The sequence below is a fragment of the Saccharobesus litoralis genome (genome assembly GCF_003063625.1).
Classification (GTDB): domain Bacteria; phylum Pseudomonadota; class Gammaproteobacteria; order Enterobacterales; family Alteromonadaceae; genus Saccharobesus; species Saccharobesus litoralis.
The window spans coordinates 5,314,975-5,335,437 of record NZ_CP026604.1; the positions used below are offsets into that span (position 1 = coordinate 5,314,975).

Below are 20,463 nucleotides of genomic sequence, written 5' to 3' on the forward strand. Positions count from 1 at the left end.
AATGTTTTAGTAAATAGGATTTTTTTGACAAAAACTAAAAATGAAAAATTTTTAGCTAAGAAAAATATCTATTGGAAAAACGACTCTAAGTATGAGATCTGATAGGTTTAAATTGAAAATTTTTATGTGGAAAAGTAATTACAAGGTAGATTTATTAACACAAAACAAAAAGGGCCCTAAGGCCCTTTCTTTATTCTTCAGTAGCTTGTTCTTCTACTTCAGCTTCGTCCTCAACTACAGGACGGTCGACTAGCTCAATGTATGCCATTGGAGCGTTGTCACCAGCGCGGAATCCGCACTTTAAGATTCGAGTGTAACCACCTGGGCGTTCTTGGTAACGAGGACCAAGATCAGCAAACAATTTACCTACAACTTCTTTATCTTGTGTACGTGCAAACGCTAAACGGCGATTTGCAACACTGTCGCTTTTGGCCAAAGTGATCAACGGCTCGATAACACGACGCAATTCTTTCGCTTTAGGCAAAGTTGTTTTTATCACTTCATGCTTAACTAAAGAGCTAGCCATGTTGCGAAACATTGCCTGGCGATGACTGCTGTTACGATTCAGCTGACGGCCACTATTACGATGACGCATAATGCTTTCCTTCTACCACTATTTCAGGTACGAAGATTAATCTTTCTCAGCGATACTGGCTGGTGGCCAGTTTTCTAATCGCATACCTAATGACAAACCGCGAGAAGCTAGTACGTCTTTAATCTCAGTAAGTGATTTCTTACCAAGGTTTGGAGTCTTAAGTAATTCAACTTCTGTACGTTGAACTAAGTCACCAATATATTGTACTTGTTCTGCTTTCAAGCAGTTTGCTGAACGAACTGTAAGCTCGAGATCATCAACTGGACGCAACAGAATAGGATCGAACTCTGGTTTCTCTTCTTTCTGTTCAGGTTCAGATACATCACGTAGTTCAACGAATGCGTCTAGCTGTTCAGCTAGTATAGTCGCAGAACGACGAATTGCCTCTTCAGGGTCAAGCGTACCATTTGTTTCCATGTCGATTACTAACTTATCTAAGTCAGTGCGCTGTTCTACACGAGCAGAATCAACATTGTACGAAATACGTTCAACCGGGCTATAAGATGCATCAACTAACAAGCGACCAATAGGACGATCATCTTCCTCTGAGGAACGACGCACTGAAGCAGGAACATAACCACGACCACGTTCAACTTTAATGCGCATGCTAACTTCTGCATCGCCAGTTAAAGTACAAATAACGTGCTCAGGATTTTTGATCTCTACATCACCGTCATGAGTGATGTCCGCTGCAGTCACAGGGCCAGCACCTTGCTTAGTTAAAGTCAGCATAGCTTCGTCTTTACCTTCAAGGTTAACGGCTAAGCCTTTTAAATTAAGCAAAATTTCGATTACGTCTTCTTGAATACCTTCTTTACTAGAATATTCATGAAGTACGCCGTCAATCTCTACTTCAGTTACAGCAACACCAGGCATTGAAGACAATAAAATGCGACGTAACGCATTACCTAACGTGTGACCGAAGCCTCGTTCCATCGGCTCTAATGTAACTTTTGCACGATATGGACCAAGAGATTCTATATCAACCATTCTTGGTTTAAGGAACTCAGTAACAGAACCCTGCATCGTTTCCTCTCTGTTAAATTACGCTTACTTAGAGTAAAGCTCTACAATTAGCTGTTCATTAATGTCTGCAGACAAATCGCTTCTTTCAGGAAGACGCTTGAAAGTACCTTCTTTCTTATCTGCATCAACTTCTACCCATGTCGGCTTCTCGCGTTGCTCTGCAATTTCAAGAGCTGACTGGATACGTGCTTGTTTTTTCGCTTTTTCACGAACTGAAACAACATCATCAGCTTTAACAACATAAGATGGAATGTTTACCACTTGGCCGTTAACAACGATAGCCTTATGGCTAACAAGCTGACGTGCTTCAGCACGAGTTGAAGCATAACCCATACGATAAACTACGTTATCTAAACGAGTTTCTAACAAAGTAAGTAGATTTTCACCTGTGTTACCTTGTAGACGAGCTGCTTCTTTATAGTAGTTACGGAATTGCTTTTCTAATACACCGTACATACGACGTACTTTTTGCTTTTCACGTAACTGTAAGCCGTAGTCAGATAAACGACCACGACGTGCACCATGTTGACCAGGTGCTGATTCGATATTACATTTCGAGTCGATTGCTCGAACGCCGCTTTTCAAGAACAAATCAGTTCCTTCACGACGACTGAGCTTAAGCTTTGGCCCTAAATATCTTGCCATCTTCTTTCTCCAGTACTAGAGGAACTATATTAAACGCGACGTTTCTTCGGTGGACGACAACCATTATGTGGGATTGGCGTCACGTCAGTAATGTTAGTGATCTTGTAACCTGTTGCATTTAATGCACGGATCGCTGATTCACGACCTGGTCCAGGACCATTAACAAAAACTTCAAGGTTTTTAAGACCGTACTCTTGTGCAGCAGTACCTGCACGCTCAGCAGCAACCTGTGCAGCGAACGGAGTCGACTTACGAGAACCACGGAAACCTGAACCACCTGCAGTAGCCCAAGATAACGCGTTACCTTGACGATCGGTAATAGTTACGATTGTATTGTTAAAAGAAGCGTGGATATGAGCCATACCGTCTGCTACTTGTCTTTTTGCACGTTTACGCGTGCTACGAACTGGAGCTTTAGCCATTATTCACTTCTCCTACTTCTTAATAGGTTTACGAGGACCTTTACGCGTACGCGCGTTAGTCTTCGTTCTTTGACCGCGAACAGGCAAGCTGCGACGGTGACGGATACCACGGAAACAACCTAGGTCCATCAAACGTTTAATGTTCATTGAGATTTCACGACGTAAGTCACCTTCAACGGTAAACTTACCAACCTCTTCACGAAGCAGATCTAACTGAGCTTCATCAAGATCTTTGATCTTGGTAGTCTCAGCAATACCGGCAGCTGCACAAATAGCTTGTGAGCGAGTTTTACCGATACCGTAGATAGCTGTTAAACCAATAACAGTATGCTTGTGTAGAGGAATGTTAATGCCAGCGATACGGGCCACTATGCCACTCCTATATCTAAAATTAATCTTTCTCGGCGCGAAAAGCCCGTGAGGATACTCGAACCGAATGTGTATTTCAAATGAAAGTCGAAATTATTGCAAAATAGTTTCGACTTTCAACTTGAATTAACCTTGACGTTGTTTGTGTTTAGGATCTGATGAACAGATCACACGTACAACACCATTTCTTTTGATGACTTTGCAGTTACGGCAAATTTTCTTTACAGATGCACGAACTTTCATTTTAAAGTCTCCGATCTTTGGCTAGCTTATCGGCCATAGCCTTTTAAGTTAGCTTTGCGCAGGACAGACTCGTATTGACTCGACATCAAATGAGTCTGTACTTGAGCCATAAAGTCCATTATGACAACAACGATGATCAATAGTGAAGTTCCACCAAAATAGAACTGCACATTCCACCAGACCATCATGAATTCGGGTACTAAGCAGATAAAGGTTATATATAAAGCACCAGCAAGCGTTAAGCGAGTCATGACTTTATCTATATAACGCGAAGTTTGCTCACCCGGGCGATAACCAGGGATAAATGCACCAGACTTCTTCAAGTTTTCTGCTGTTTCACGAGGATTAAACACCAACGCAGTATAGAAGAAACAAAAGAAGATAATAGCTGCTGCATATAACATCATGTATAGCGGTTGACCCGGTGAAAGTTGTAAAGCTGCAACTTGAAGTGCTTCAGCTAACATACCTTCGCCTTGACCGAACCAGCTTGCTAATGTACCAGGGAATAAAATAATACTTGATGCAAAGATAGGTGGTATAACACCCGCCATATTCACTTTAAGTGGTAGATGGGTGCTCTGCGCGGCAAATACCTTACGACCTTGTTGACGTTTTGCATAGTTAACAACGATACGACGTTGTCCACGCTCGACAAATACAACAAAGTAAGTCACTGCAGCCACAATCACAGCGATAAGCAATAACAATAGAAGATGAATTTCACCTTGACGTGCTTGCTCAGCTGTTTGACCTATTGCAGTTGGTAACCCTGCTACAATACCTGCGAAGATAAGCATGGAAATACCATTACCTATACCGCGCTCAGTAATTTGTTCGCCTAACCACATTAAGAACATAGTACCGGTAACTAAACTCACTACAGCAGTGAAATAGAAACCAAAGCCTGGGTTAATAACCAAACCCGAAACCATATTCGGTAAGCTAGTGGCGATACTGATAGACTGGAAGATCGCTAATGCCAATGTACCGTAACGCGTATACTGACTAATCTTACGACGACCAGCTTCACCTTCTTTCTTAAGTTCAGACAATGCTGGATGTACGTGAGTCATCAACTGCACAATAATCGATGCAGAGATATACGGCATGATGCCAAGTGCCATTACAGAAGCACGCTCCAATGCACCACCAGAGAACATGTTAAACATTTCAATGATGGTACCTTTTTGCTGCTCAAACAATTGTGCAAGTACAGCACTGTCAATACCAGGGATTGGAACGTAAGAACCAGCACGAAAAACCACTAATGCGCCAAAAAGGAACAATAGTCGTTGTACTAATTCAGACGTACCACCTTGTGTACTGTTAAATTCCAGTCCAGGTTTAGCCATGGGTCAATTATTCCTCGATTTTACCACCGGCAGCTTCGATAGCTTCACGCGCGCCTTTAGTTACGCCAACGCCTTTCACTGTCACTGCACGAGTAATTTCGCCCGATTTAACAACTTTTACGCTTTTCACGCTTTTCTTAACAAGACCAGCAGCCTTCAATGATGCTAATTCAACAACATCACCTTCAACTTTTGCGATCTCAGTAAGAGTTACTTCATCAGAAAATAAAGATTTACGAGAAGTAAAACCAAATTTTGGTAAGCGTTGTTGAAGTGGCATTTGACCACCTTCAAAACCAGCGCGTACTTTACCGCCTGAGCGTGATTTTTGACCTTTGTGACCACGGCCACCAGTTTTACCTAAAGTAGAACCGATACCACGACCAACACGCTTTTTACCTGGCTTTGAGCCAGCAGCGGGGCTAAGAGTATTAAGGAACATTATTAACCCTCCACCTTAACCATGTAGTGAACTTTATTGATCATACCGCGATTTGAAGGAGTATCTTCAACTTCTACAGTGTGACCAATTTTGCGTAAACCTAAACCTTTTAAACAAAGCTTGTGCTTAGGTAGACGACCAATTGAGCTTTTAACCTGAGTTACTTTTACAGTTGCCATGTCAAATTACCCCAGAATTTCGTCAACTGACAAACCACGTTTTTCAGCAACTTGCTGCGGAGAATTCATCTCAGCTAAAGCATTTATAGTTGCACGAACCACGTTGATTGGGTTAGTTGAACCGTAGCACTTAGATAATACGTTTTGTACGCCAGCGACTTCTAAAACAGCACGCATAGCACCACCAGCGATGATACCTGTACCTTCAGAAGCTGGTTGCATGTAAACTTTAGAACCAGAATGACGACCCTTGATAGGGTGCTGTAATGTATTACCTTTAAGGCTTACGTTTACCATGTTGCGACGTGCTTTTTCCATTGCCTTTTGAATAGCAGCAGGAACTTCACGTGCTTTACCGTAACCGAAACCTACACGACCATTACCATCACCAACAACAGTTAATGCTGTGAAGCTGAAGATACGGCCACCTTTTACAACCTTTGATACACGGTTGACAGCGATCATTTTTTCAAACAATTCGCCTTGTTTTTGATCAGTATTAGCCATGATCTACTCCTAGAACTGAAGACCAGCTTCACGAGCTGCGTCAGCTAAAGCTTGAACACGACCGTGATACTTGAAACCGCTACGGTCAAAAGCAACAGCTTGGATGCCTTTTTCAATAGCGCGTTCTGCGATTAATTTACCAACAAATTTAGCCGCTTCTACGTTACCAGTGCTTTTAACTTCACCTTTAACGTTAGCTTCAACTGTTGATGCTGCAGCAATTACTTCACTTCCGTTTGGAGCGATTAATTGTGCATAAATATGACGCGGAGTACGGTGAACGACTAGGCGATTGGCACCCAACTCAGCGATTTTTTTACGTGACGCTGTCGCGCGACGTAAGCGAGATGCTTTCTTATCCATCGTATTACCCTACTTCTTCTTAGCTTCTTTACGACGTACATATTCGTCAGCATAACGAACACCTTTACCTTTATAAGGCTCTGGTGGACGGTAGCCGCGGATGTTTGCCGCAGTTTGACCAACTAATTGCTTGTCAGCACCTTTAACTACAACTTCAGTTTGTGAAGGAGTTTCAATAGTGATGCCTTCAGGCACAGCGAAATCAACTGGGTGAGAAAAACCTAAAGAAAGATTTAAAGTTTTACCTTTAGCGGCGGCACGATAACCAACACCTACTAACTGTAATTTTTTCTCGTAACCTTTGCTTACACCGTTAACCATATTGTTAACTAAAGCGCGAGCAGTACCAGCTTGAGCCCACGCTTTTGCAAAGCCTTCACGAGGCTTAGCAACAAGGTTGCTCTCTTCTTGTACTAACTCTACAGCTTCATTTAATGTAAGCGATAAAGTACCAACAGAACCTTTAATGGTTACGTCTTGACCGTTGATTTTAACTTCAACGCCCGCAGGAATTGCTACAGGAGCTTTTGCTACTCGAGACATTATTTACTCCTTACGCTACGTAACCAATGATTTCACCGCCCATACCCGCTTTACGCGCTGCACGGTCAGTCATAATACCTTTAGAAGTAGATACGATAGCGATACCTAAACCACCTAAAACTTTAGGCAAATCAGATTGCTTTTTGTATACACGTAGGCCTGGACGACTTACACGTTGAATTGAATCGATTACTTCTTTACCTTGGAAATACTTTAATGTTACTTCCAATTGTTTTTTCACATCGCCAGATACTGCGTAATCTTCGATGTAACCTTCAGCTTTAAGTAAGTCAGCGATAGCTGCCTTAACTTTAGAAGAAGGCATAGAGACTGCAACTTTGCGTGCAGCCTGTCCGTTACGGATGCGGGTGAACATATCCGCGATTGGATCTTGCATGCTCATAATTCGTTACTCCAGTCTGCAGCTATTACCAGCTAGCCTTTTTAAGGCCAGGGATCTCGCCACGCATACAGGCTTCACGTACTTTGATACGGCTCATGCCGAACTTACGTAAATAACCATGCGGACGACCCGTCACGTTACAACGGTTACGTTGACGCGAAGGACTTGAATCACGTGGTAAAGTTTGAAGTTTTAAAACCGCTTCCCACTTTTCTTCATCAGATGCTGTTACGCTGCTGATGATAGCTTTAAGAGCGGCACGCTTTTCAGCATACTTAGCTACTAGTTTCGCGCGTTTTACGTCGCGAGCTTTCATTGATTGTTTAGCCATAACCCTACACCTATTTCTTGAACGGGAAGTTAAAGGCAGCTAGCAACGCACGTCCTTCGTCGTTTGATGCAGCAGAAGTGGTGATAGTAATATCCATACCACGTACTTTGTCTACTTTATCGAAATCGATTTCAGGGAAGATAATTTGCTCGCGTACACCCATGCTATAGTTACCACGGCCGTCGAAAGATTTGGCACTAACACCGCGGAAGTCACGGATACGAGGGATTGCGATAGAGATTAAACGCTCTAAAAATTCCCACATACGCTCGCCGCGTAGAGTTACTTTACAACCAATAGGGTAGCCTTCACGGATTTTAAAACCTGCTACAGACTTACGAGCCTTAGTCACAACTGGTTTTTGACCAGAGATAGCAGCCATATCAGCTACTGCGTGCTCTAAGACTTTCTTATCAGCTAATGCTTCACCTAAACCCATGTTTAGGGTGATTTTTTCAATCCGAGGGACTTGCATGACACTTTTGTAGCCGAACTCTTTAGTAAGCTGTGCTACAACAGTCTCTTTGTAAAAATCATGCAGTTTCGCCATCGTCATTCTCCAATTACTTAGATTAATTCGTTATTCGATTTGAAGAAACGAACTTTTTTGCCGTCTTCAACACGAAAACCAACACGATCAGCTTTACCAGTAGCGGTATTGTAGATCGCGACGTTAGAAACATGAATTGGTGCTTCTTGCTCTTTGATTCCACCTTGCTCTTCAATTTGAGGATTAGGCTTCACGTGTTTCTTAACAAGATTAACACCTTCTACGATCACTTTATCGTTAGTTAAAACTTTGGTGACTTTACCAGTCTTACCTTTGTCTTTACCGGCGATAACAATGATTTCGTCATTACTGCGAATTTTCGCTGCCATTATATATACTCCTTAGATAACTTCTGGAGCCAAAGACACGATCTTCATGAACTTTTCAGTACGAAGTTCACGTGTCACAGGACCGAAAATACGAGTACCAATAGGCTGTAAGTTGGCGTTCAACATTACAGCTGCGTTGCCATCAAAACGGATAGAAGAACCATCCGGACGACGTACGCCCTTTCTAGTGCGCACCACTACTGCATTTAGCACATCACCTTTTTTTACTTTACCGCGAGGAATCGCTTCCTTAACGGCAACTTTGATGATGTCGCCAATATGTGCGTAGCGACGGTGCGAGCCACCAAGGACCTTAATACATTGCACGCGTCGAGCGCCGCTGTTATCAGCAACGTCTAGCTGTGTTTGCATTTGGATCATTTTATGTGCTCCGCTATTACTAAATTCGGGTTAACTATTTAACCCACACTGCCTTAAACCCCGCCCAAATATGACGGGCGCGAGAGTATAACACCGGATAGTTTAAAGTGGTACTTAAAATGCTAAATAATTAAGCACTTAGGTAAATTGTACGGAAATTGAAGAAAGGTTTTGACTATAAAACATACAAAAACGGCCTCATAAGAGGCCGTTTAAAATCAAATTCGTAAAGAAAAATTAAGCTTTTTCAACTACGTCTACCAAAGTCCAAGATTTGTTCTTAGAAATTGGACGACATTCACGAATTGTTACGATGTCACCTTCATTACAGGTATTTGCTTCGTCGTGAGCGTTGATTTTAGTCGAACGCATAACGAATTTACCATAAATAGGGTGTTTAACACGACGCTCGATTAAAACAGTAATAGACTTATCGCCTTTGTTACTGATTACGCGACCTTGTTGAGTACGAATAGTTTCGCTCATTACGCACCTGCCTTCTCAGTAATTACTGTTTTTACTCTTGCGATGTTACGACGCACTTGCTTTAACAAGTGAGTTTGCGCCAATTGGCCTGCACTTAATTGCATACGTAATTGGAACTGTTCGCGCAACAATTCAAGTAGTTGAGCTTTTAACTCTTCTACTGATTTATCTTTTAATTCGCTAGCTTTCATTACATTACCGTCCGAGTTACGAAGGTTGTCTTAAAGGGTAGTTTAGCTGCCGCTAAGCCAAAAGCTTCACGCGCTAATTCTTCAGGAACACCTTCCATTTCGTACAACACACGACCTGGTTGAATTTGGGCAACCCAATATTCAACGCCACCTTTACCTTTACCCATACGTACTTCAAGCGGCTTTTTAGTAATAGGCTTGTCTGGGAATACACGGATCCAGATTTTACCTTGACGCTTAACTGCACGAGTCATAGCACGACGAGCTGCTTCGATTTGACGAGCAGTCATACGTCCGCGCTCAGTAGCTTTAAGACCGTATGTACCAAAGCTAACTTTGTTACCGGTTTGCGCTAAACCACGGTTACGTAGTTTAAATTGCTTACGGAATTTAGTTCTTTTTGGCTGTAACATTATGAACGCTCTCCTCTAGGCTTACGCTGCTTACCTTTACGTTGCTTAGGCTCTTCTTGTTGAGCGCCTGGTAAAGGAAGGCCACCTAAAACTTCACCTTTGAAGATCCATACTTTGATACCAATGATACCGTAAGTAGTTAGAGCTTCAGCAGTTGCGTAATCGATGTCTGCACGTAAAGTATGAAGTGGTACACGACCTTCACGATACCATTCAGCACGTGCGATTTCAGCACCACCTAAACGACCGCTAACTTCAACCTTGATACCTTTAGCGCCAATGCGCATAGCGTTTTGAACCGCACGCTTCATAGCACGACGGAACATAACACGACGCTCTAATTGACTTGCAATGCTTTCAGCAACCAATTTAGAGTCTAGCTCAGGTTTACGTACTTCAGAGATATTGATTTGAGCTGGAACACCAGCTAATACCGCTACTTTTTGACGTAGCTTTTCAACATCTTCACCTTTTTTACCGATAACAACGCCTGGACGAGCAGTGTGAATAGTCACACGAATACTCTTTGCAGGACGCTCGATAACGATTTGAGAAACTGATGCTTTAGCAAGTTCTTTTGTCAAGTACTGACGTACTTTATGGTCACTATGCAAAGTATCAGCAAACTCGTTTGAATTCGCATACCAGGTAGCTTTATAAGGCTTAGTGATACCTAGGCGAATACCATTAGGATGTACTTTTTGACCCATTATTTATTCTCCTAGCTATCCGAAACAACCACTGAAATGTGGCTTGTACGCTTGATGATGCGATCGGCACGACCTTTCGCACGAGTCTTGATGCGTTTCATCGTTGGACCTGCGTCTACGAAGATCTTAGCAACTACTAACTCATCAATATCTGCGCCTTCGTTGTGCTCAGCATTAGCGATAGCAGATTCTAAAACTTTCTTAACTAAGTCAGCGCCTTTCTTAGGGCTGTACTTAAGAATGTCTAGCGCTTTCTCTACTGGTAAACCGCGTACTTGATCAGCAACTAAACGGCCTTTTTGTGGAGAAAGACGGGCAAATTTATGTTTAGCTAAAACTTCCATCTATCTACCCTCTTAACGCTTCTTCGCTTTCTTATCTGCAGCGTGGCCGCGATAAGTACGAGTTGCTGAAAATTCACCTAATTTGTGACCGACCATTTCGTCAGTTACGAATACAGGAACGTGTTGACGACCATTATGGACAGCAATGGTCAGTCCGATCATGTCAGGGATGATCACTGAACGACGAGACCAAGTCTTAATAGGTTTCTTGGCACCGCTTTCCACCGCTGTTTCGACCTTCTTCAGCAAGTGTAGGTCAATAAAAGGACCCTTCTTGAGAGAACGTGGCATGGTGATTCCTCTAAATTACTTATTACGACGACGTACGATATATTTATCAGTACGCTTGTTTTTACGGGTTTTGAAGCCCTTAGTTGGAGTACCCCAAGGTGATACTGGATGACGGCCACCAGAAGTACGACCTTCACCACCACCATGTGGGTGATCAACCGGGTTCATTGCTACACCACGTACGGTAGGACGTACGCCGCGCCAGCGCTTAGCACCTGCTTTACCTAATTGACGAAGCATGTGTTCAGCATTACCCACTTCACCGATAGTCGCACGACAATCAGCTAAAACTTTACGCATTTCGCCTGAGCGCAAACGTAATGTAACGTATGCACCGTCGCGAGCAACGATTTGAACGTAGGTACCAGCAGAGCGAGCTAATTGAGCACCTTTACCTGGGCGTAATTCAACAGCGTGTACAGTTGTACCTACTGGGATGTTACGCATTGGTAATGTGTTACCCGCTTTGATTGGTGCATCAACACCAGACTGGATTGAATCGCCAGCACTCACACCTTTTGGAGCAAGAATATAACGACGCTCACCGTCTGCGTATAAAACTAATGCAATGTTCGCGCTACGGTTAGGATCATACTCTAAACGTTCCACTTTAGCTGGAATACCATCTTTAGTGCGTTTAAAGTCGATTAAACGGTAGTGATGCTTATGACCACCGCCAACGTGACGAACCGTGATACGACCTTTATTGTTACGACCACCTGACTTAGAGTTTTTCTCTAAAAGAGGAGCGTAAGGCGCGCCTTTATGTAACTCAGGATTGACCACTTTAACTAAGTGGCGACGACCTGCAGACGTAGGTTTACACTTAACAACTGCCATTCTTCATATCCTCCAGTTACTCAGCGCCAGACAAGTCAGCGATGTTGCTACCTTCTGCTAAAGTAACATAAGCTTTTTTCCAGTCTTTACGTTTACCGAAACGCTGACCGAAACGCTTAGTTTTACCTTTAACATTTACGGTACGAACACCTTCAACGCTAACTTCAAATAATTTTTCAACTGCCGCTTTGATTTCTGCTTTATTAGCATCAGTCGCAACTTGGAAAACCATAGTATTATTGTTTTCTGCAGTTAAAGTCGATTTTTCAGATACATGTGGTGCTAACAATACTTTTAGCAAACGTTCTTCACTGATCATGCTAACGCCTCCTCAAGTTGTTTAACTGCACCAGCAGTAATTAATACTTTGTCGTATGCAATTAAGCTAACTGGGTCGATACCTTGTACATCGCGAGTGTCAACTTTAATTAAGTTGCGAGCTGCTAAGAACAAGTTCTCATCTAACTCTTCAGTCACGATTAAAACATCGTTAAGCTCTAATTCATTTAACTTAGCTACTAAAGCTTTAGTTTTAGGGCCTTCAACAGCAAAGTTTTCAACAACAACCAAACGCTCTTGACGAACAAGCTCAGAAAGAATGCTCTTGATCGCACCGCGGTACATTTTGCGGTTAACTTTTTGGCTGAAATCTTGTGGTTTAGCAGCGAATGTAACGCCACCAGTACGCCAAATTGGACTACGGATAGTACCAGCACGGGCACGACCTGTACCTTTTTGACGCCATGGTTTTTTACCACCACCGCTTACTTCTGAACGAGTCTTTTGAGCGCGAGAACCTTGACGAGCTGCATTTGAGTAGGCAACAACAACTTGATGCACTAATGCTTCGTTGAACTCACGACCGAAAGTAGCGTCAGAAACTTCTACTGCGCCAGAAGCGTCTTTTAAAGTTAATTCCATCATCTACCTCCGATTACGCCTTAACTGCAGGTTTAACGATAACATTAGCGTTAGTAGCACCAGGGACAGCACCTTTAATTAACACTAAGTTGCGCTCTGCATCTACGCGTACAACTTCTAAGTTTTGAGTAGTTACTTTCTCAGCACCCATATGGCCAGACATTTTTTTGCCTTTAAATACACGACCAGGTGTTTGACACTGACCGATAGAACCATTTGCACGGTGAGAAATAGAGTTACCGTGAGTCATATCTTGAGAGCGGAAATTCCAGCGCTTGATACCGCCTTGGAAACCCTTACCTTTAGAAGTGCCTGTAACGTCTACTTTTGCAACATCACTTAAGATGTCGACTTTAATTTCTGAACCAACCTCGATACCAGCGTCAGCGTCACAACGAAATTCCCAAAGACCACGACCAGCTTCAACGCCTGCTTTAGCGAAGATACCAGCTTGTGGCTTATTTACACGGTTCGCTTTTTTTGAACCTGTAGTAACTTGAATTGCGTTATAACCGTCTGTATCAACAGTTTTCACTTGCGTGACACGGTTGGCTTCAACCTCGATTACCGTAACTGGAACAGAAGCGCCTTCTTCAGTGAAGATGCGAGTCATGCCCACTTTACGACCGACCAAACCAATAGCCATGTTAATAACCTCTTAATCTTTCGATTGTCTGAATGCCAATTAGCCTAGGCTGATTTGAACATCAACACCTGCAGCCAAATCCAATCTCATCAATGCATCAACTGTTTTATCAGTTGGCTCAACGATGTCTAACATGCGCTTGTGGGTACGTAATTCGTACTGATCACGAGCATCTTTGTTAACGTGAGGTGAAACTAGAACCGTAAAACGCTCTTTGCGTGTAGGTAAAGGAATAGGACCACGGACCTGAGCACCAGTGCGTTTAGCAGTTTCAACGATTTCCATCGTTGACTGGTCAATCAGACGATGATCGAATGCTTTCAATCGAATGCGAATTCTTTGATTTGACATTGATCAATTTTCCAAAAAAGAACAAAAAGAACAAAGCAACCCAACCTCTCTACTAACTAGAGGGGGACGCCACAAATATTTACGACCCCCTATCGGGGTCTTGTTGATTCTGTATTCAAAATACAGTGGGCGCGAATTATACAGACTGGTTAAATATTAGCAAGCGTTATTTTGCTTTATTTAACAGTCGCCTTTAGCAGTAAACACCTGATAAGATTGGTTTTATATTCGCGGCCTTTAATAGTTGTCTAACCTGCAGTTTTATCTGCTTTTTACAATTGTCTACTATTATTAGCTAAGCGATAAAATTCTCGCCTAACAAAATTTATAAACATTAGTGGTGCAACATGTCTGAAACGGTTTTCTATCAGCGCTTGTCAGAGCTATTAAAAGAAATTCAAAATGTAACGAGTTTCTCCGAAAGCTTCCCTGAATTTGAATCTAGAATATTGGAACTGTTCGATTGTGACCGCATTACAATTTATCAACGCAATAAAAATAGCTTTGATATTGTTAGTCGCTATAAATCAGGTAATGAGTTAAGAGAAATTCGCGTACCTATTGGACCTCAATCGATAGCGGGCTATGTTGCCTTTGCCAAACAAGGGATCATGATTGAAAACGTGCAGAACCCAGATGAACTGCACCGGCACCACCCTAAACTAAAATTTGCTGACCGTTTCGATAAACAGTCGCAATTTGTTACTCGCAATATGTTGGTCGTACCTATTATTGCCAACCATATACTGTTAGGTGTGCTGCAACTGATTAATAAAAAGGATGGTTTAGATTTCAGTTTAGACGACCACACCCAAGCTCAAGAGTTAGCAGACTTTATTGGTCAAAAGTTTCGCTACGAACTTGGTGGCACTAGTGGGCCTTTTGAATATTTACGTCATAAAAAATGGGTAACGGAAAGCGAGCTAAAACGCATTGAGTCTAACGCCCGTAACCACGCAGATGCTATAAGACGACTCATTGAAGATGCCAAGCTCATGCCTGAGCAAGTAGCAATGTCGCTAGAGGTATTTCACCAAGTCAAACACGTTAGCTATGATCCCGAGAAATATCATTTACACGCATTAAATGAAAAACTTAATGACCAATATCGCAAGCGAAACTGTGTCGTCATTTTGGCTGATGTTGAAGAAAATGCCATTATCTTAATGGCTGAGCCAAATAATGCCGAACTATTAATGGAAATTGAAAGTGCGACAGGCTTAATCAATTATGATATTTGTGTCGGCTTACCAACAAATATCCTCAAGTACATGGGGTCAACAACTGGTAGCGATGACCAACTAGGCGACTTGGGCGACATCCTGGATGAAATAGAAGATGACAGTGGCGATGAGGAAATCGGTAGCGATGAAATCTTAACCGAAGAAGCGCCAGCAGTTGTCCGCCTTGTTAATAAAATACTGCATGACGCCAAAGAGTTTGATGCATCAGATATCCATATTGACCCTAATAAAGGCACCTCCCCCACTAAAGTTCGTATGCGTATCGATGGTGTTTGCCAAGAAATTTTACAACTTCCTGCCTCACATCATCCGGCTGCTGTCGCTCGAATTAAAATCATGGCTCGACTGGATATCGCTGAAAAGCGCTTACCGCAGGATGGTAAATTTGCCGTTAAAATTAACGGAAACTTGGTGGAAGTGCGTATAGCGACCATTCCTACCGTATTTGGTGAAGGTGTGGTTATGCGTATTCTGGCATCAGGCGGTGCTATGCCATTTGATAAGCTCAACTTGTCACCAAGAAACAATGACAGCCTACTCAAGATGATCCAAAAACCTCACGGCATTATATTAGTAGTAGGTCCAACGGGCTCAGGAAAAACCACCACCTTGCATGCTGTATTAGGCAAACTCAATACGCCAGATAAGAAAATTTGGACAGCGGAAGATCCTGTAGAGATCACGCAACCTGGCCTGCAACAAGTACAAATGAACAACAAAATCGGCTTCGACTTTAAAACCGCTTTGCGAGCCTTCTTGCGTGCCGATCCAGATATCATTCTAATTGGTGAGATGCGTGACCGAGAAACAGCTCATGCTGGCGTAGAGGCGTCATTAACAGGGCACATGGTATTGTCGACCCTGCATACTAACTCAGCACCAGAAACCGTAACGCGTTTAATCGATTTAGGTCTTGATCCTGTCAACTTCTCGGATGCCTGTGTAGGTATTTTAGCGCAGCGTTTAATCCGTACGTTATGTGGTAAGTGTAAAGAAGAATACAAACCAGAAAAAGAAGAGCTAGATTTCTTGGTTCGCCAATATGGTGAACAATACTTCAATGAATTAGGTATAGATATTAACGAAGTCAACTTATACAGAGCCAAAGGCTGTGCAACCTGTGGCGATACCGGCTACAAAGGACGAACAGGTTTGCATGAATTATTAGAGATAACGCCTGAATTGCGCCACATTATTAATGATGGCGGCACAGCAACTGCGATAAAAGTAGAAGGGATGAAAGGTGGTATGCGTACCTTAGTCCAGGATGGGATCTACAAGGTGCTACAAGGTCAAACTGACTTTGTGCAACTGCAAAAAATCACTGCTGCGGATGACCAGCATTAGCTGGTCATCATCCGTATGTTTTGTTTTCTTAAATATCAAAACGAATGGCTAACGATTCAGCTTCCGCAGTGGAAGCTATCGTGACTTGTTGATCTTTAACTAGGCCATCAGTTAAACCATAAATCCAACCATGGATCGTTAATTCCTGATTACGCTCCCACGCATCCATCACAATAGTCGTGCGAGCAACATTCAAAACTTGTTGTACAACATTGAATTCACACATTCGATCTAATTGTTCAATTTTGTTAATTTCACCTAACTGTCGCCTAAATTTAAACTGAGTATCTTGAATATGGCGCAACCAGTTATCAATTAAACCACAAGGTTTCTCTTGCATTGCGGCATCTATCCCGCCACACCCATAGTGACCACACACAATGACATGCTTAACCTTTAAAACATCAACCGCAAATTGGATCACAGATAAACAATTAAGATCGGTATGGATAACTTGATTGGCAATATTACGATGCACAAAGACTTCGCCGGGCATTAAACCAACAATTTGATTAGCGGGCACTCGACTATCAGAACAACCAATCCATAGATATTCTGGCGTTTGTTGCTTTGACAATTTCTCAAAAAAACCAGGCGTTTCTAACTCTACGTTTTTTGCCCATTGCTGATTATTATCAAGTAATTGCTGCAACTTATTATTCATTATTGTTATCCATTAAGCTGAAAATTCAGCCAACAGCATAAACACACCTTATAAAAAAACCAGACCTTTATCGTAAAAAAGTAGAAATACCCCAAATAGCCTGCACTAAAAGGGAGATACTTTTTACATTGCCAGGAATTTATATAAAATACCCGCCTAAAATTACGTACTTAGCGCTTATGTTTAATTTATTCCATTTAAGAAATATTCGAGGGGACTTATTAGGAGGGTTAACAGCCGCTATAGTATCACTACCACTAGCCTTAACATTTGGCGTAGCGTCTGGGCTTGGGCCAGAAGCTGGATTATATGGTGCTATACTCGTTGGACTCTTTGCCGCCGTATTTGGTGGAACCCCAACCTTAATATCTGAACCGACAGGACCTATGACCGTCATCATGACGGCTGTCATCGCGACGTTAATTGCTGCCAACCCAGAAAATGGCCTAGCAATGGCATTTACCGTAGTTATGATGGCAGGTGTGTTCCAACTTATATTTGGCGCACTCAAACTAGGTAAATATGTAACCTTAATGCCCTACAGTGTCGTATCGGGCTTTATGTCAGGGATCGGCTGTATTCTCATTATAATGCAACTGGCTCCAGCATTAGGACAATCCTCACCTTCCGGTGGTGTTATCGGTACGCTTGCTGAACTTCCTAATTTGATTGGCAACATTAGTTATATCGAATTTACCCTGTTTGCGGCCACGTTAGCCATTCTATTTTTAACGCCGAATAAAGTTAAACGCTATGTACCTGCGCAGCTTATCGCTTTGGTGCTAGTGTCGATAGCCTCGGTAATGTTGTTTAACGAAGGCGACATCAGGCGAATAGGCGAAGTTTCGGTCAGTTTACCGAGTATCGTTATCCCGACTTTCACACAAGACCAATGGCAAGTGATGATCGTTGATGCCTTGGTATTAGGTATGTTGGGTTGTATCGACTCAATGCTAACCTCTGTTATTGCTGACAACCTAACCCGCAGTGAACATAAGTCAAATAAAGAACTCATGGGACAAGGAGTAGGTAATATCGTATCAGGTTTATTTGGCGGTTTACCGGGTGCTGGTGCCACCATGGGTACCGTCGTTAACATTCAATCTGGGGCACAAACTGCTTGGTCGGGCGTAACCCGTGTTTTTGTTTTGGTTGTTGCCGTATTTGGCGCAGCCTCACTGATTAAAGAAATCCCGTTAGCGCTGTTAGCCGGTATTGCGGTTAAGGTCGGCATCGATATTCTCGACTGGAGCTTTATCAAACGCGCCCATCGAGTGTCTTGGCAATCAACACTTATCATGTATGCGGTATTAGCACTAACCGTATTAGTCGATTTGATGATTGCTGTTGGCATTGGCTTATTCGTTGCCAATATTATCATTATTGAAAAATTAAGCCGCAGCCAGTCTAAGCAAATCAAAGCCATATCAGACATGGACGACATTACAGTTCTGGAACCAAAAGAAAGAGAACTATTAAATGCCGCTAAAGGGCAAATTTTATACTTTTATCTTAGTGGTCCAATGATTTTTGGGGTTAGCAAAGCGCTAGCAAGAGAACGAGCTGCGATTAAAGATCACAAAGTCGTAGTCATCGATTTAACCGACGTATCATTAATTGATGATACGATTTCCCTATCGATTGAAAATATGATCATTGAAGTATTAGAAGCGGGTAAATCGGTATTTGTCGTTTGTAAGCTGGAAGCGAACAAGCAAAAGATCATTGGCATGCAAGGCTCTAAATCGTTAACGGAAGAGATGTTTGTCGAAACAAAAGAGCAGGCGCTTTGCCTTGCTAATAAAGTCATACATAAAAACTAACAACGAAAACGACCAGTTCAATTATTAATATAGTCAAAGCGATCAGGTTTTAGGGGAAGCCGTCAAAGCTACCGCGTCCTGCTCACGCCCCTTACCTGCATCCATGCAGGCAAGCTTCGAGACCCCATGAGCATATGCTCTATTATGTGATTGGGGCCGCCTAAATGGATTTAGGTGTTAGAACGACGCAGGAGCCAAAGTCGAGAGTAAGCGCTGACAATGAACCATAAGACCTGAGCGAGAAGACTATAACACAAGCATTGAGCTGGTCTCTTACCTACAGCATTACGAGTATTACTCTCAAGCTAGATGTTGCCTAATCCGACTGCGCAGCAAGCTATTACAAAAATGTAACTTATAATGACCATTTACATTCAAAAGCTAACTGAAATTGCGTCATGTTATTAGGATTCAATTTATCCATTTTAAGTTGAATTTTATAGTCGCTAACTTGCCATTGCATTTTTGGCGCAGCATTTTCAACATCAAACAAAAATTGAAATTGACTCTGCATTAACTGCCATCCCATACCAACCAGCCAAAAGTCCATTCCTGCATAATGCTGCCATTCAGCTAACAATAAATAGTCATAAAACTGGTATTGAGACTGCACTCGGCTTTTACGCGGCAACGCAAAATGATAATCTTTATTCGTTTCTTTTCCCTTGTAAATAGGACGAAAAGAGCGAAACCCTTGGTTACTCACAAAGTTATTTTCTGTGTTAATTTCACCTTCGCTTAGAGCTAAAGAATCAATTGTAAACCGGCTCCATAGATCTCGAGTTTCAAGAAAAATGCGCCAATCTCGATTAACTTGCCAATCAAAATTCAAGTTAACGCTGAATCCATTTCCTTCTGTATGCCAATCGTTTAAATAAGGACGCTTAAGAAAATTACTGTCTGTATAATGCTCAACAAAATTCGCTTGCCCTAAAATTTGATTTTGTGCATTTGCGCTTACCTGCCCACTCAACCGCGAGTCGCGCAACTCGTTTACTTGCCAATAACCCAACTCTAAAAAAGTTGTTAAAAACTCTGTCACTTGCCATTGATAGCCAACCAGTAAACCATGACTACGCTGTTGATTAAGGCTGAGATCAAGCTCGTAGCTATCAGCATAATTCAGTGCCAAGTTATTTTTATCCAAATAATAAACAATAGCCGTATCAGTATTAGTATCAAGCCAATAGTCGATACGCTGTCCCACACTTAATCGCCAATTGTGGTATTGCCAAAAGGCAAAAAAGCTATTTGCAGAAAAAGCCAAATCGGCGTCTTTACTGGGGACTTTATTCCAATCCTCTCGCACCATATTTTTAATCGGCAATATACTGCTATAGGAATCGCTATCAAAACTAACACCGATTATATTTTTAGCGTTGACCGCGCTAGATAAACAGCCAATAAGCAAAAATAAAACGAACCCGTATATATCACGCATAATTTCTACACAAAAACGCCAGCAAGCGCTGGCGTTTCACTCTAATGTTAAAAGAACGAGTCACCTAA

The 20,463-nt window shown here is 42.3% G+C and carries 32 protein-coding genes; 2 read left to right on the top strand and 30 right to left on the bottom strand.

Going from position 1 to position 20,463, the window contains the following annotated elements:
• Positions 1-190: 190 nt before the first annotated feature.
• The 28 genes from rplQ to rpsJ all read right to left on the bottom strand — a co-directional run bounded on the left by rplQ (position 191) and on the right by rpsJ (position 13,876).
• A complete protein-coding gene (rplQ, locus tag C2869_RS20200; RefSeq protein ID WP_108604627.1) occupies positions 191-595 on the bottom strand; it encodes a 50S ribosomal protein L17 in 405 nt (134 codons plus the stop codon).
• A gap of 36 nt (positions 596-631) precedes the next feature.
• The gene (locus C2869_RS20205) at positions 632-1,621 is read right to left on the bottom strand and encodes a DNA-directed RNA polymerase subunit alpha (RefSeq protein ID WP_108604628.1); all 990 of its coding nucleotides are present in this window, start codon (positions 1,619-1,621) and stop codon (positions 632-634) included.
• Between the two features lie 24 nt (positions 1,622-1,645).
• The gene (gene rpsD / locus C2869_RS20210) at positions 1,646-2,266 is read right to left on the bottom strand and encodes a 30S ribosomal protein S4 (RefSeq protein WP_108604629.1); all 621 of its coding nucleotides are present in this window, start codon (positions 2,264-2,266) and stop codon (positions 1,646-1,648) included.
• A 29-nt stretch (positions 2,267-2,295) separates the two neighbouring features.
• The gene (gene rpsK, locus C2869_RS20215) at positions 2,296-2,688 is read right to left on the bottom strand and encodes a 30S ribosomal protein S11 (protein WP_108604630.1); all 393 of its coding nucleotides are present in this window, start codon (positions 2,686-2,688) and stop codon (positions 2,296-2,298) included.
• Between the two features lie 12 nt (positions 2,689-2,700).
• Entirely contained in the window at positions 2,701-3,057 is a 357-nt protein-coding gene (gene rpsM / locus C2869_RS20220) for a 30S ribosomal protein S13 (RefSeq protein WP_108604631.1), read from the bottom strand.
• A gap of 126 nt (positions 3,058-3,183) precedes the next feature.
• The gene (gene rpmJ / locus C2869_RS20225) at positions 3,184-3,300 is read right to left on the bottom strand and encodes a 50S ribosomal protein L36 (protein WP_012519217.1); all 117 of its coding nucleotides are present in this window, start codon (positions 3,298-3,300) and stop codon (positions 3,184-3,186) included.
• Positions 3,301-3,326: 26 nt separating this feature from the next.
• Complete coding sequence (gene secY / locus C2869_RS20230) at positions 3,327-4,655, bottom strand: preprotein translocase subunit SecY (RefSeq protein ID WP_108604632.1); 1,329 nt, start codon at positions 4,653-4,655, stop codon at positions 3,327-3,329.
• Positions 4,656-4,662: 7 nt separating this feature from the next.
• Positions 4,663-5,097 carry a 50S ribosomal protein L15 gene (gene rplO / locus C2869_RS20235; RefSeq protein WP_108604633.1) on the bottom strand — a complete coding sequence of 145 codons (435 nt, stop codon included), beginning with the start codon at positions 5,095-5,097 and terminating at the stop codon, positions 4,663-4,665.
• Between the two features lie 2 nt (positions 5,098-5,099).
• Positions 5,100-5,276: a 50S ribosomal protein L30 gene (gene rpmD / locus C2869_RS20240; protein WP_108604634.1), complete on the bottom strand. Its 177-nt coding sequence runs from the start codon at positions 5,274-5,276 to the stop codon at positions 5,100-5,102.
• Positions 5,277-5,282: 6 nt separating this feature from the next.
• The gene (gene rpsE, locus C2869_RS20245; protein ID WP_108604635.1) at positions 5,283-5,783 is read right to left on the bottom strand and encodes a 30S ribosomal protein S5; all 501 of its coding nucleotides are present in this window, start codon (positions 5,781-5,783) and stop codon (positions 5,283-5,285) included.
• Positions 5,784-5,792: 9 nt separating this feature from the next.
• Positions 5,793-6,146 carry a 50S ribosomal protein L18 gene (gene rplR, locus C2869_RS20250; RefSeq protein WP_108604636.1) on the bottom strand — a complete coding sequence of 118 codons (354 nt, stop codon included), beginning with the start codon at positions 6,144-6,146 and terminating at the stop codon, positions 5,793-5,795.
• A gap of 9 nt (positions 6,147-6,155) precedes the next feature.
• Complete coding sequence (gene rplF, locus C2869_RS20255; protein ID WP_108604637.1) at positions 6,156-6,689, bottom strand: 50S ribosomal protein L6; 534 nt, start codon at positions 6,687-6,689, stop codon at positions 6,156-6,158.
• A 10-nt stretch (positions 6,690-6,699) separates the two neighbouring features.
• Positions 6,700-7,092: a 30S ribosomal protein S8 gene (gene rpsH, locus C2869_RS20260; RefSeq protein WP_108604638.1), complete on the bottom strand. Its 393-nt coding sequence runs from the start codon at positions 7,090-7,092 to the stop codon at positions 6,700-6,702.
• A gap of 25 nt (positions 7,093-7,117) precedes the next feature.
• Positions 7,118-7,423, bottom strand: a complete 306-nt coding sequence (rpsN, locus tag C2869_RS20265) for a 30S ribosomal protein S14 (protein ID WP_108604639.1) — start codon at positions 7,421-7,423, stop codon at positions 7,118-7,120.
• Between the two features lie 10 nt (positions 7,424-7,433).
• Positions 7,434-7,973 carry a 50S ribosomal protein L5 gene (rplE, locus tag C2869_RS20270; protein ID WP_108604640.1) on the bottom strand — a complete coding sequence of 180 codons (540 nt, stop codon included), beginning with the start codon at positions 7,971-7,973 and terminating at the stop codon, positions 7,434-7,436.
• Positions 7,974-7,990: 17 nt separating this feature from the next.
• Positions 7,991-8,302, bottom strand: coding sequence for a 50S ribosomal protein L24 (rplX, locus tag C2869_RS20275; RefSeq protein ID WP_108604641.1), 312 nt, complete (start codon positions 8,300-8,302; stop codon positions 7,991-7,993).
• Between the two features lie 12 nt (positions 8,303-8,314).
• A complete protein-coding gene (gene rplN, locus C2869_RS20280; RefSeq protein ID WP_108604642.1) occupies positions 8,315-8,683 on the bottom strand; it encodes a 50S ribosomal protein L14 in 369 nt (122 codons plus the stop codon).
• A 237-nt stretch (positions 8,684-8,920) separates the two neighbouring features.
• Positions 8,921-9,169: a 30S ribosomal protein S17 gene (rpsQ, locus tag C2869_RS20285; protein ID WP_108604643.1), complete on the bottom strand. Its 249-nt coding sequence runs from the start codon at positions 9,167-9,169 to the stop codon at positions 8,921-8,923.
• On the bottom strand, positions 9,169-9,360 hold the full coding sequence (gene rpmC / locus C2869_RS20290; RefSeq protein WP_108604644.1) for a 50S ribosomal protein L29: 192 nt from the start codon (positions 9,358-9,360) through the stop codon (positions 9,169-9,171). The genes rpsQ and rpmC overlap by 1 nt, the downstream gene beginning before the upstream one ends.
• Entirely contained in the window at positions 9,360-9,773 is a 414-nt protein-coding gene (gene rplP, locus C2869_RS20295) for a 50S ribosomal protein L16 (protein ID WP_108604645.1), read from the bottom strand. Before rplP ends, rpmC begins: the two co-directional genes overlap by 1 nt.
• Positions 9,773-10,483: a 30S ribosomal protein S3 gene (rpsC, locus tag C2869_RS20300; RefSeq protein ID WP_108604646.1), complete on the bottom strand. Its 711-nt coding sequence runs from the start codon at positions 10,481-10,483 to the stop codon at positions 9,773-9,775. The genes rplP and rpsC overlap by 1 nt, the downstream gene beginning before the upstream one ends.
• Before the next feature lie 11 nt (positions 10,484-10,494).
• Positions 10,495-10,827, bottom strand: a complete 333-nt coding sequence (rplV, locus tag C2869_RS20305; protein WP_108604647.1) for a 50S ribosomal protein L22 — start codon at positions 10,825-10,827, stop codon at positions 10,495-10,497.
• Positions 10,828-10,839: 12 nt separating this feature from the next.
• Positions 10,840-11,118: a 30S ribosomal protein S19 gene (gene rpsS / locus C2869_RS20310; protein WP_108604648.1), complete on the bottom strand. Its 279-nt coding sequence runs from the start codon at positions 11,116-11,118 to the stop codon at positions 10,840-10,842.
• A gap of 15 nt (positions 11,119-11,133) precedes the next feature.
• Entirely contained in the window at positions 11,134-11,958 is an 825-nt protein-coding gene (rplB, locus tag C2869_RS20315; RefSeq protein ID WP_108604649.1) for a 50S ribosomal protein L2, read from the bottom strand.
• 16 nt (positions 11,959-11,974) lie between these two features.
• On the bottom strand, positions 11,975-12,277 hold the full coding sequence (gene rplW / locus C2869_RS20320) for a 50S ribosomal protein L23 (RefSeq protein WP_108604650.1): 303 nt from the start codon (positions 12,275-12,277) through the stop codon (positions 11,975-11,977).
• Positions 12,274-12,879 (bottom strand): 50S ribosomal protein L4, encoded by a 606-nt coding sequence (rplD, locus tag C2869_RS20325; protein ID WP_108604651.1) that lies wholly within the window; start codon positions 12,877-12,879, stop codon positions 12,274-12,276. The genes rplW and rplD overlap by 4 nt, the downstream gene beginning before the upstream one ends.
• A gap of 13 nt (positions 12,880-12,892) precedes the next feature.
• Positions 12,893-13,525, bottom strand: coding sequence for a 50S ribosomal protein L3 (rplC, locus tag C2869_RS20330; protein WP_108604652.1), 633 nt, complete (start codon positions 13,523-13,525; stop codon positions 12,893-12,895).
• 39 nt (positions 13,526-13,564) lie between these two features.
• The gene (rpsJ, locus tag C2869_RS20335) at positions 13,565-13,876 is read right to left on the bottom strand and encodes a 30S ribosomal protein S10 (RefSeq protein ID WP_108604653.1); all 312 of its coding nucleotides are present in this window, start codon (positions 13,874-13,876) and stop codon (positions 13,565-13,567) included.
• A 347-nt stretch (positions 13,877-14,223) separates the two neighbouring features.
• Between rpsJ and C2869_RS20340 the strand changes: the two genes are divergently transcribed.
• Positions 14,224-16,467 (top strand): GspE/PulE family protein, encoded by a 2,244-nt coding sequence (locus tag C2869_RS20340; protein ID WP_108604654.1) that lies wholly within the window; start codon positions 14,224-14,226, stop codon positions 16,465-16,467.
• Positions 16,468-16,495: 28 nt separating this feature from the next.
• Here the strand turns inward: C2869_RS20340 and can are convergent, their stop codons facing one another.
• Positions 16,496-17,131, bottom strand: coding sequence for a carbonate dehydratase (gene can, locus C2869_RS20345; RefSeq protein ID WP_108604655.1), 636 nt, complete (start codon positions 17,129-17,131; stop codon positions 16,496-16,498).
• Between the two features lie 179 nt (positions 17,132-17,310).
• Here can and C2869_RS20350 point away from each other — a divergent pair, with 179 nt between their 5' ends.
• Positions 17,311-18,954: a SulP family inorganic anion transporter gene (locus tag C2869_RS20350; protein WP_108604656.1), complete on the top strand. Its 1,644-nt coding sequence runs from the start codon at positions 17,311-17,313 to the stop codon at positions 18,952-18,954.
• A gap of 355 nt (positions 18,955-19,309) precedes the next feature.
• Here C2869_RS20350 and C2869_RS20355 read toward each other — a convergent pair whose 3' ends face one another.
• Complete coding sequence (locus C2869_RS20355; protein ID WP_108604657.1) at positions 19,310-20,395, bottom strand: hypothetical protein; 1,086 nt, start codon at positions 20,393-20,395, stop codon at positions 19,310-19,312.
• Between the last annotated feature and the right edge of the window lie 68 nt (positions 20,396-20,463).

Excerpts from the sequence above, each read along its gene's own strand:
- rplQ (WP_108604627.1), bottom strand. The coding sequence starts at position 595 with ATGCGTCATCGTAATAGTGGCCGTCAGCTGAATCGTAACAGCAGTCAT.
- C2869_RS20205 (WP_108604628.1), bottom strand. The coding sequence starts at position 1,621 with ATGCAGGGTTCTGTTACTGAGTTCCTTAAACCAAGAATGGTTGATATA.
- rpsD (WP_108604629.1), bottom strand. The coding sequence starts at position 2,266 with ATGGCAAGATATTTAGGGCCAAAGCTTAAGCTCAGTCGTCGTGAAGGA.
- rpsK (WP_108604630.1), bottom strand. The coding sequence starts at position 2,688 with ATGGCTAAAGCTCCAGTTCGTAGCACGCGTAAACGTGCAAAAAGACAA.
- rpmJ (WP_012519217.1), bottom strand. The coding sequence starts at position 3,300 with ATGAAAGTTCGTGCATCTGTAAAGAAAATTTGCCGTAACTGCAAAGTC.
- secY (WP_108604632.1), bottom strand. The coding sequence starts at position 4,655 with ATGGCTAAACCTGGACTGGAATTTAACAGTACACAAGGTGGTACGTCT.
- rplO (WP_108604633.1), bottom strand. The coding sequence starts at position 5,097 with ATGTTCCTTAATACTCTTAGCCCCGCTGCTGGCTCAAAGCCAGGTAAA.
- rpmD (WP_108604634.1), bottom strand. The coding sequence starts at position 5,276 with ATGGCAACTGTAAAAGTAACTCAGGTTAAAAGCTCAATTGGTCGTCTA.
- rpsE (WP_108604635.1), bottom strand. The coding sequence starts at position 5,783 with ATGGCTAATACTGATCAAAAACAAGGCGAATTGTTTGAAAAAATGATC.
- rplR (WP_108604636.1), bottom strand. The coding sequence starts at position 6,146 with ATGGATAAGAAAGCATCTCGCTTACGTCGCGCGACAGCGTCACGTAAA.
- rplF (WP_108604637.1), bottom strand. The coding sequence starts at position 6,689 with ATGTCTCGAGTAGCAAAAGCTCCTGTAGCAATTCCTGCGGGCGTTGAA.
- rpsH (WP_108604638.1), bottom strand. The coding sequence starts at position 7,092 with ATGAGCATGCAAGATCCAATCGCGGATATGTTCACCCGCATCCGTAAC.
- rpsN (WP_108604639.1), bottom strand. The coding sequence starts at position 7,423 with ATGGCTAAACAATCAATGAAAGCTCGCGACGTAAAACGCGCGAAACTA.
- rplE (WP_108604640.1), bottom strand. The coding sequence starts at position 7,973 with ATGGCGAAACTGCATGATTTTTACAAAGAGACTGTTGTAGCACAGCTT.
- rplX (WP_108604641.1), bottom strand. The coding sequence starts at position 8,302 with ATGGCAGCGAAAATTCGCAGTAATGACGAAATCATTGTTATCGCCGGT.
- rplN (WP_108604642.1), bottom strand. The coding sequence starts at position 8,683 with ATGATCCAAATGCAAACACAGCTAGACGTTGCTGATAACAGCGGCGCT.
- rpsQ (WP_108604643.1), bottom strand. The coding sequence starts at position 9,169 with ATGAGCGAAACTATTCGTACTCAACAAGGTCGCGTAATCAGTAACAAA.
- rpmC (WP_108604644.1), bottom strand. The coding sequence starts at position 9,360 with ATGAAAGCTAGCGAATTAAAAGATAAATCAGTAGAAGAGTTAAAAGCT.
- rplP (WP_108604645.1), bottom strand. The coding sequence starts at position 9,773 with ATGTTACAGCCAAAAAGAACTAAATTCCGTAAGCAATTTAAACTACGT.
- rpsC (WP_108604646.1), bottom strand. The coding sequence starts at position 10,483 with ATGGGTCAAAAAGTACATCCTAATGGTATTCGCCTAGGTATCACTAAG.
- rplV (WP_108604647.1), bottom strand. The coding sequence starts at position 10,827 with ATGGAAGTTTTAGCTAAACATAAATTTGCCCGTCTTTCTCCACAAAAA.
- rpsS (WP_108604648.1), bottom strand. The coding sequence starts at position 11,118 with ATGCCACGTTCTCTCAAGAAGGGTCCTTTTATTGACCTACACTTGCTG.
- rplB (WP_108604649.1), bottom strand. The coding sequence starts at position 11,958 with ATGGCAGTTGTTAAGTGTAAACCTACGTCTGCAGGTCGTCGCCACTTA.
- rplW (WP_108604650.1), bottom strand. The coding sequence starts at position 12,277 with ATGATCAGTGAAGAACGTTTGCTAAAAGTATTGTTAGCACCACATGTA.
- rplD (WP_108604651.1), bottom strand. The coding sequence starts at position 12,879 with ATGGAATTAACTTTAAAAGACGCTTCTGGCGCAGTAGAAGTTTCTGAC.
- rplC (WP_108604652.1), bottom strand. The coding sequence starts at position 13,525 with ATGGCTATTGGTTTGGTCGGTCGTAAAGTGGGCATGACTCGCATCTTC.
- rpsJ (WP_108604653.1), bottom strand. The coding sequence starts at position 13,876 with ATGTCAAATCAAAGAATTCGCATTCGATTGAAAGCATTCGATCATCGT.
- C2869_RS20340 (WP_108604654.1), top strand. The coding sequence starts at position 14,224 with ATGTCTGAAACGGTTTTCTATCAGCGCTTGTCAGAGCTATTAAAAGAA.
- can (WP_108604655.1), bottom strand. The coding sequence starts at position 17,131 with ATGAATAATAAGTTGCAGCAATTACTTGATAATAATCAGCAATGGGCA.
- C2869_RS20350 (WP_108604656.1), top strand. The coding sequence starts at position 17,311 with ATGTTTAATTTATTCCATTTAAGAAATATTCGAGGGGACTTATTAGGA.
- C2869_RS20355 (WP_108604657.1), bottom strand. The coding sequence starts at position 20,395 with ATGCGTGATATATACGGGTTCGTTTTATTTTTGCTTATTGGCTGTTTA.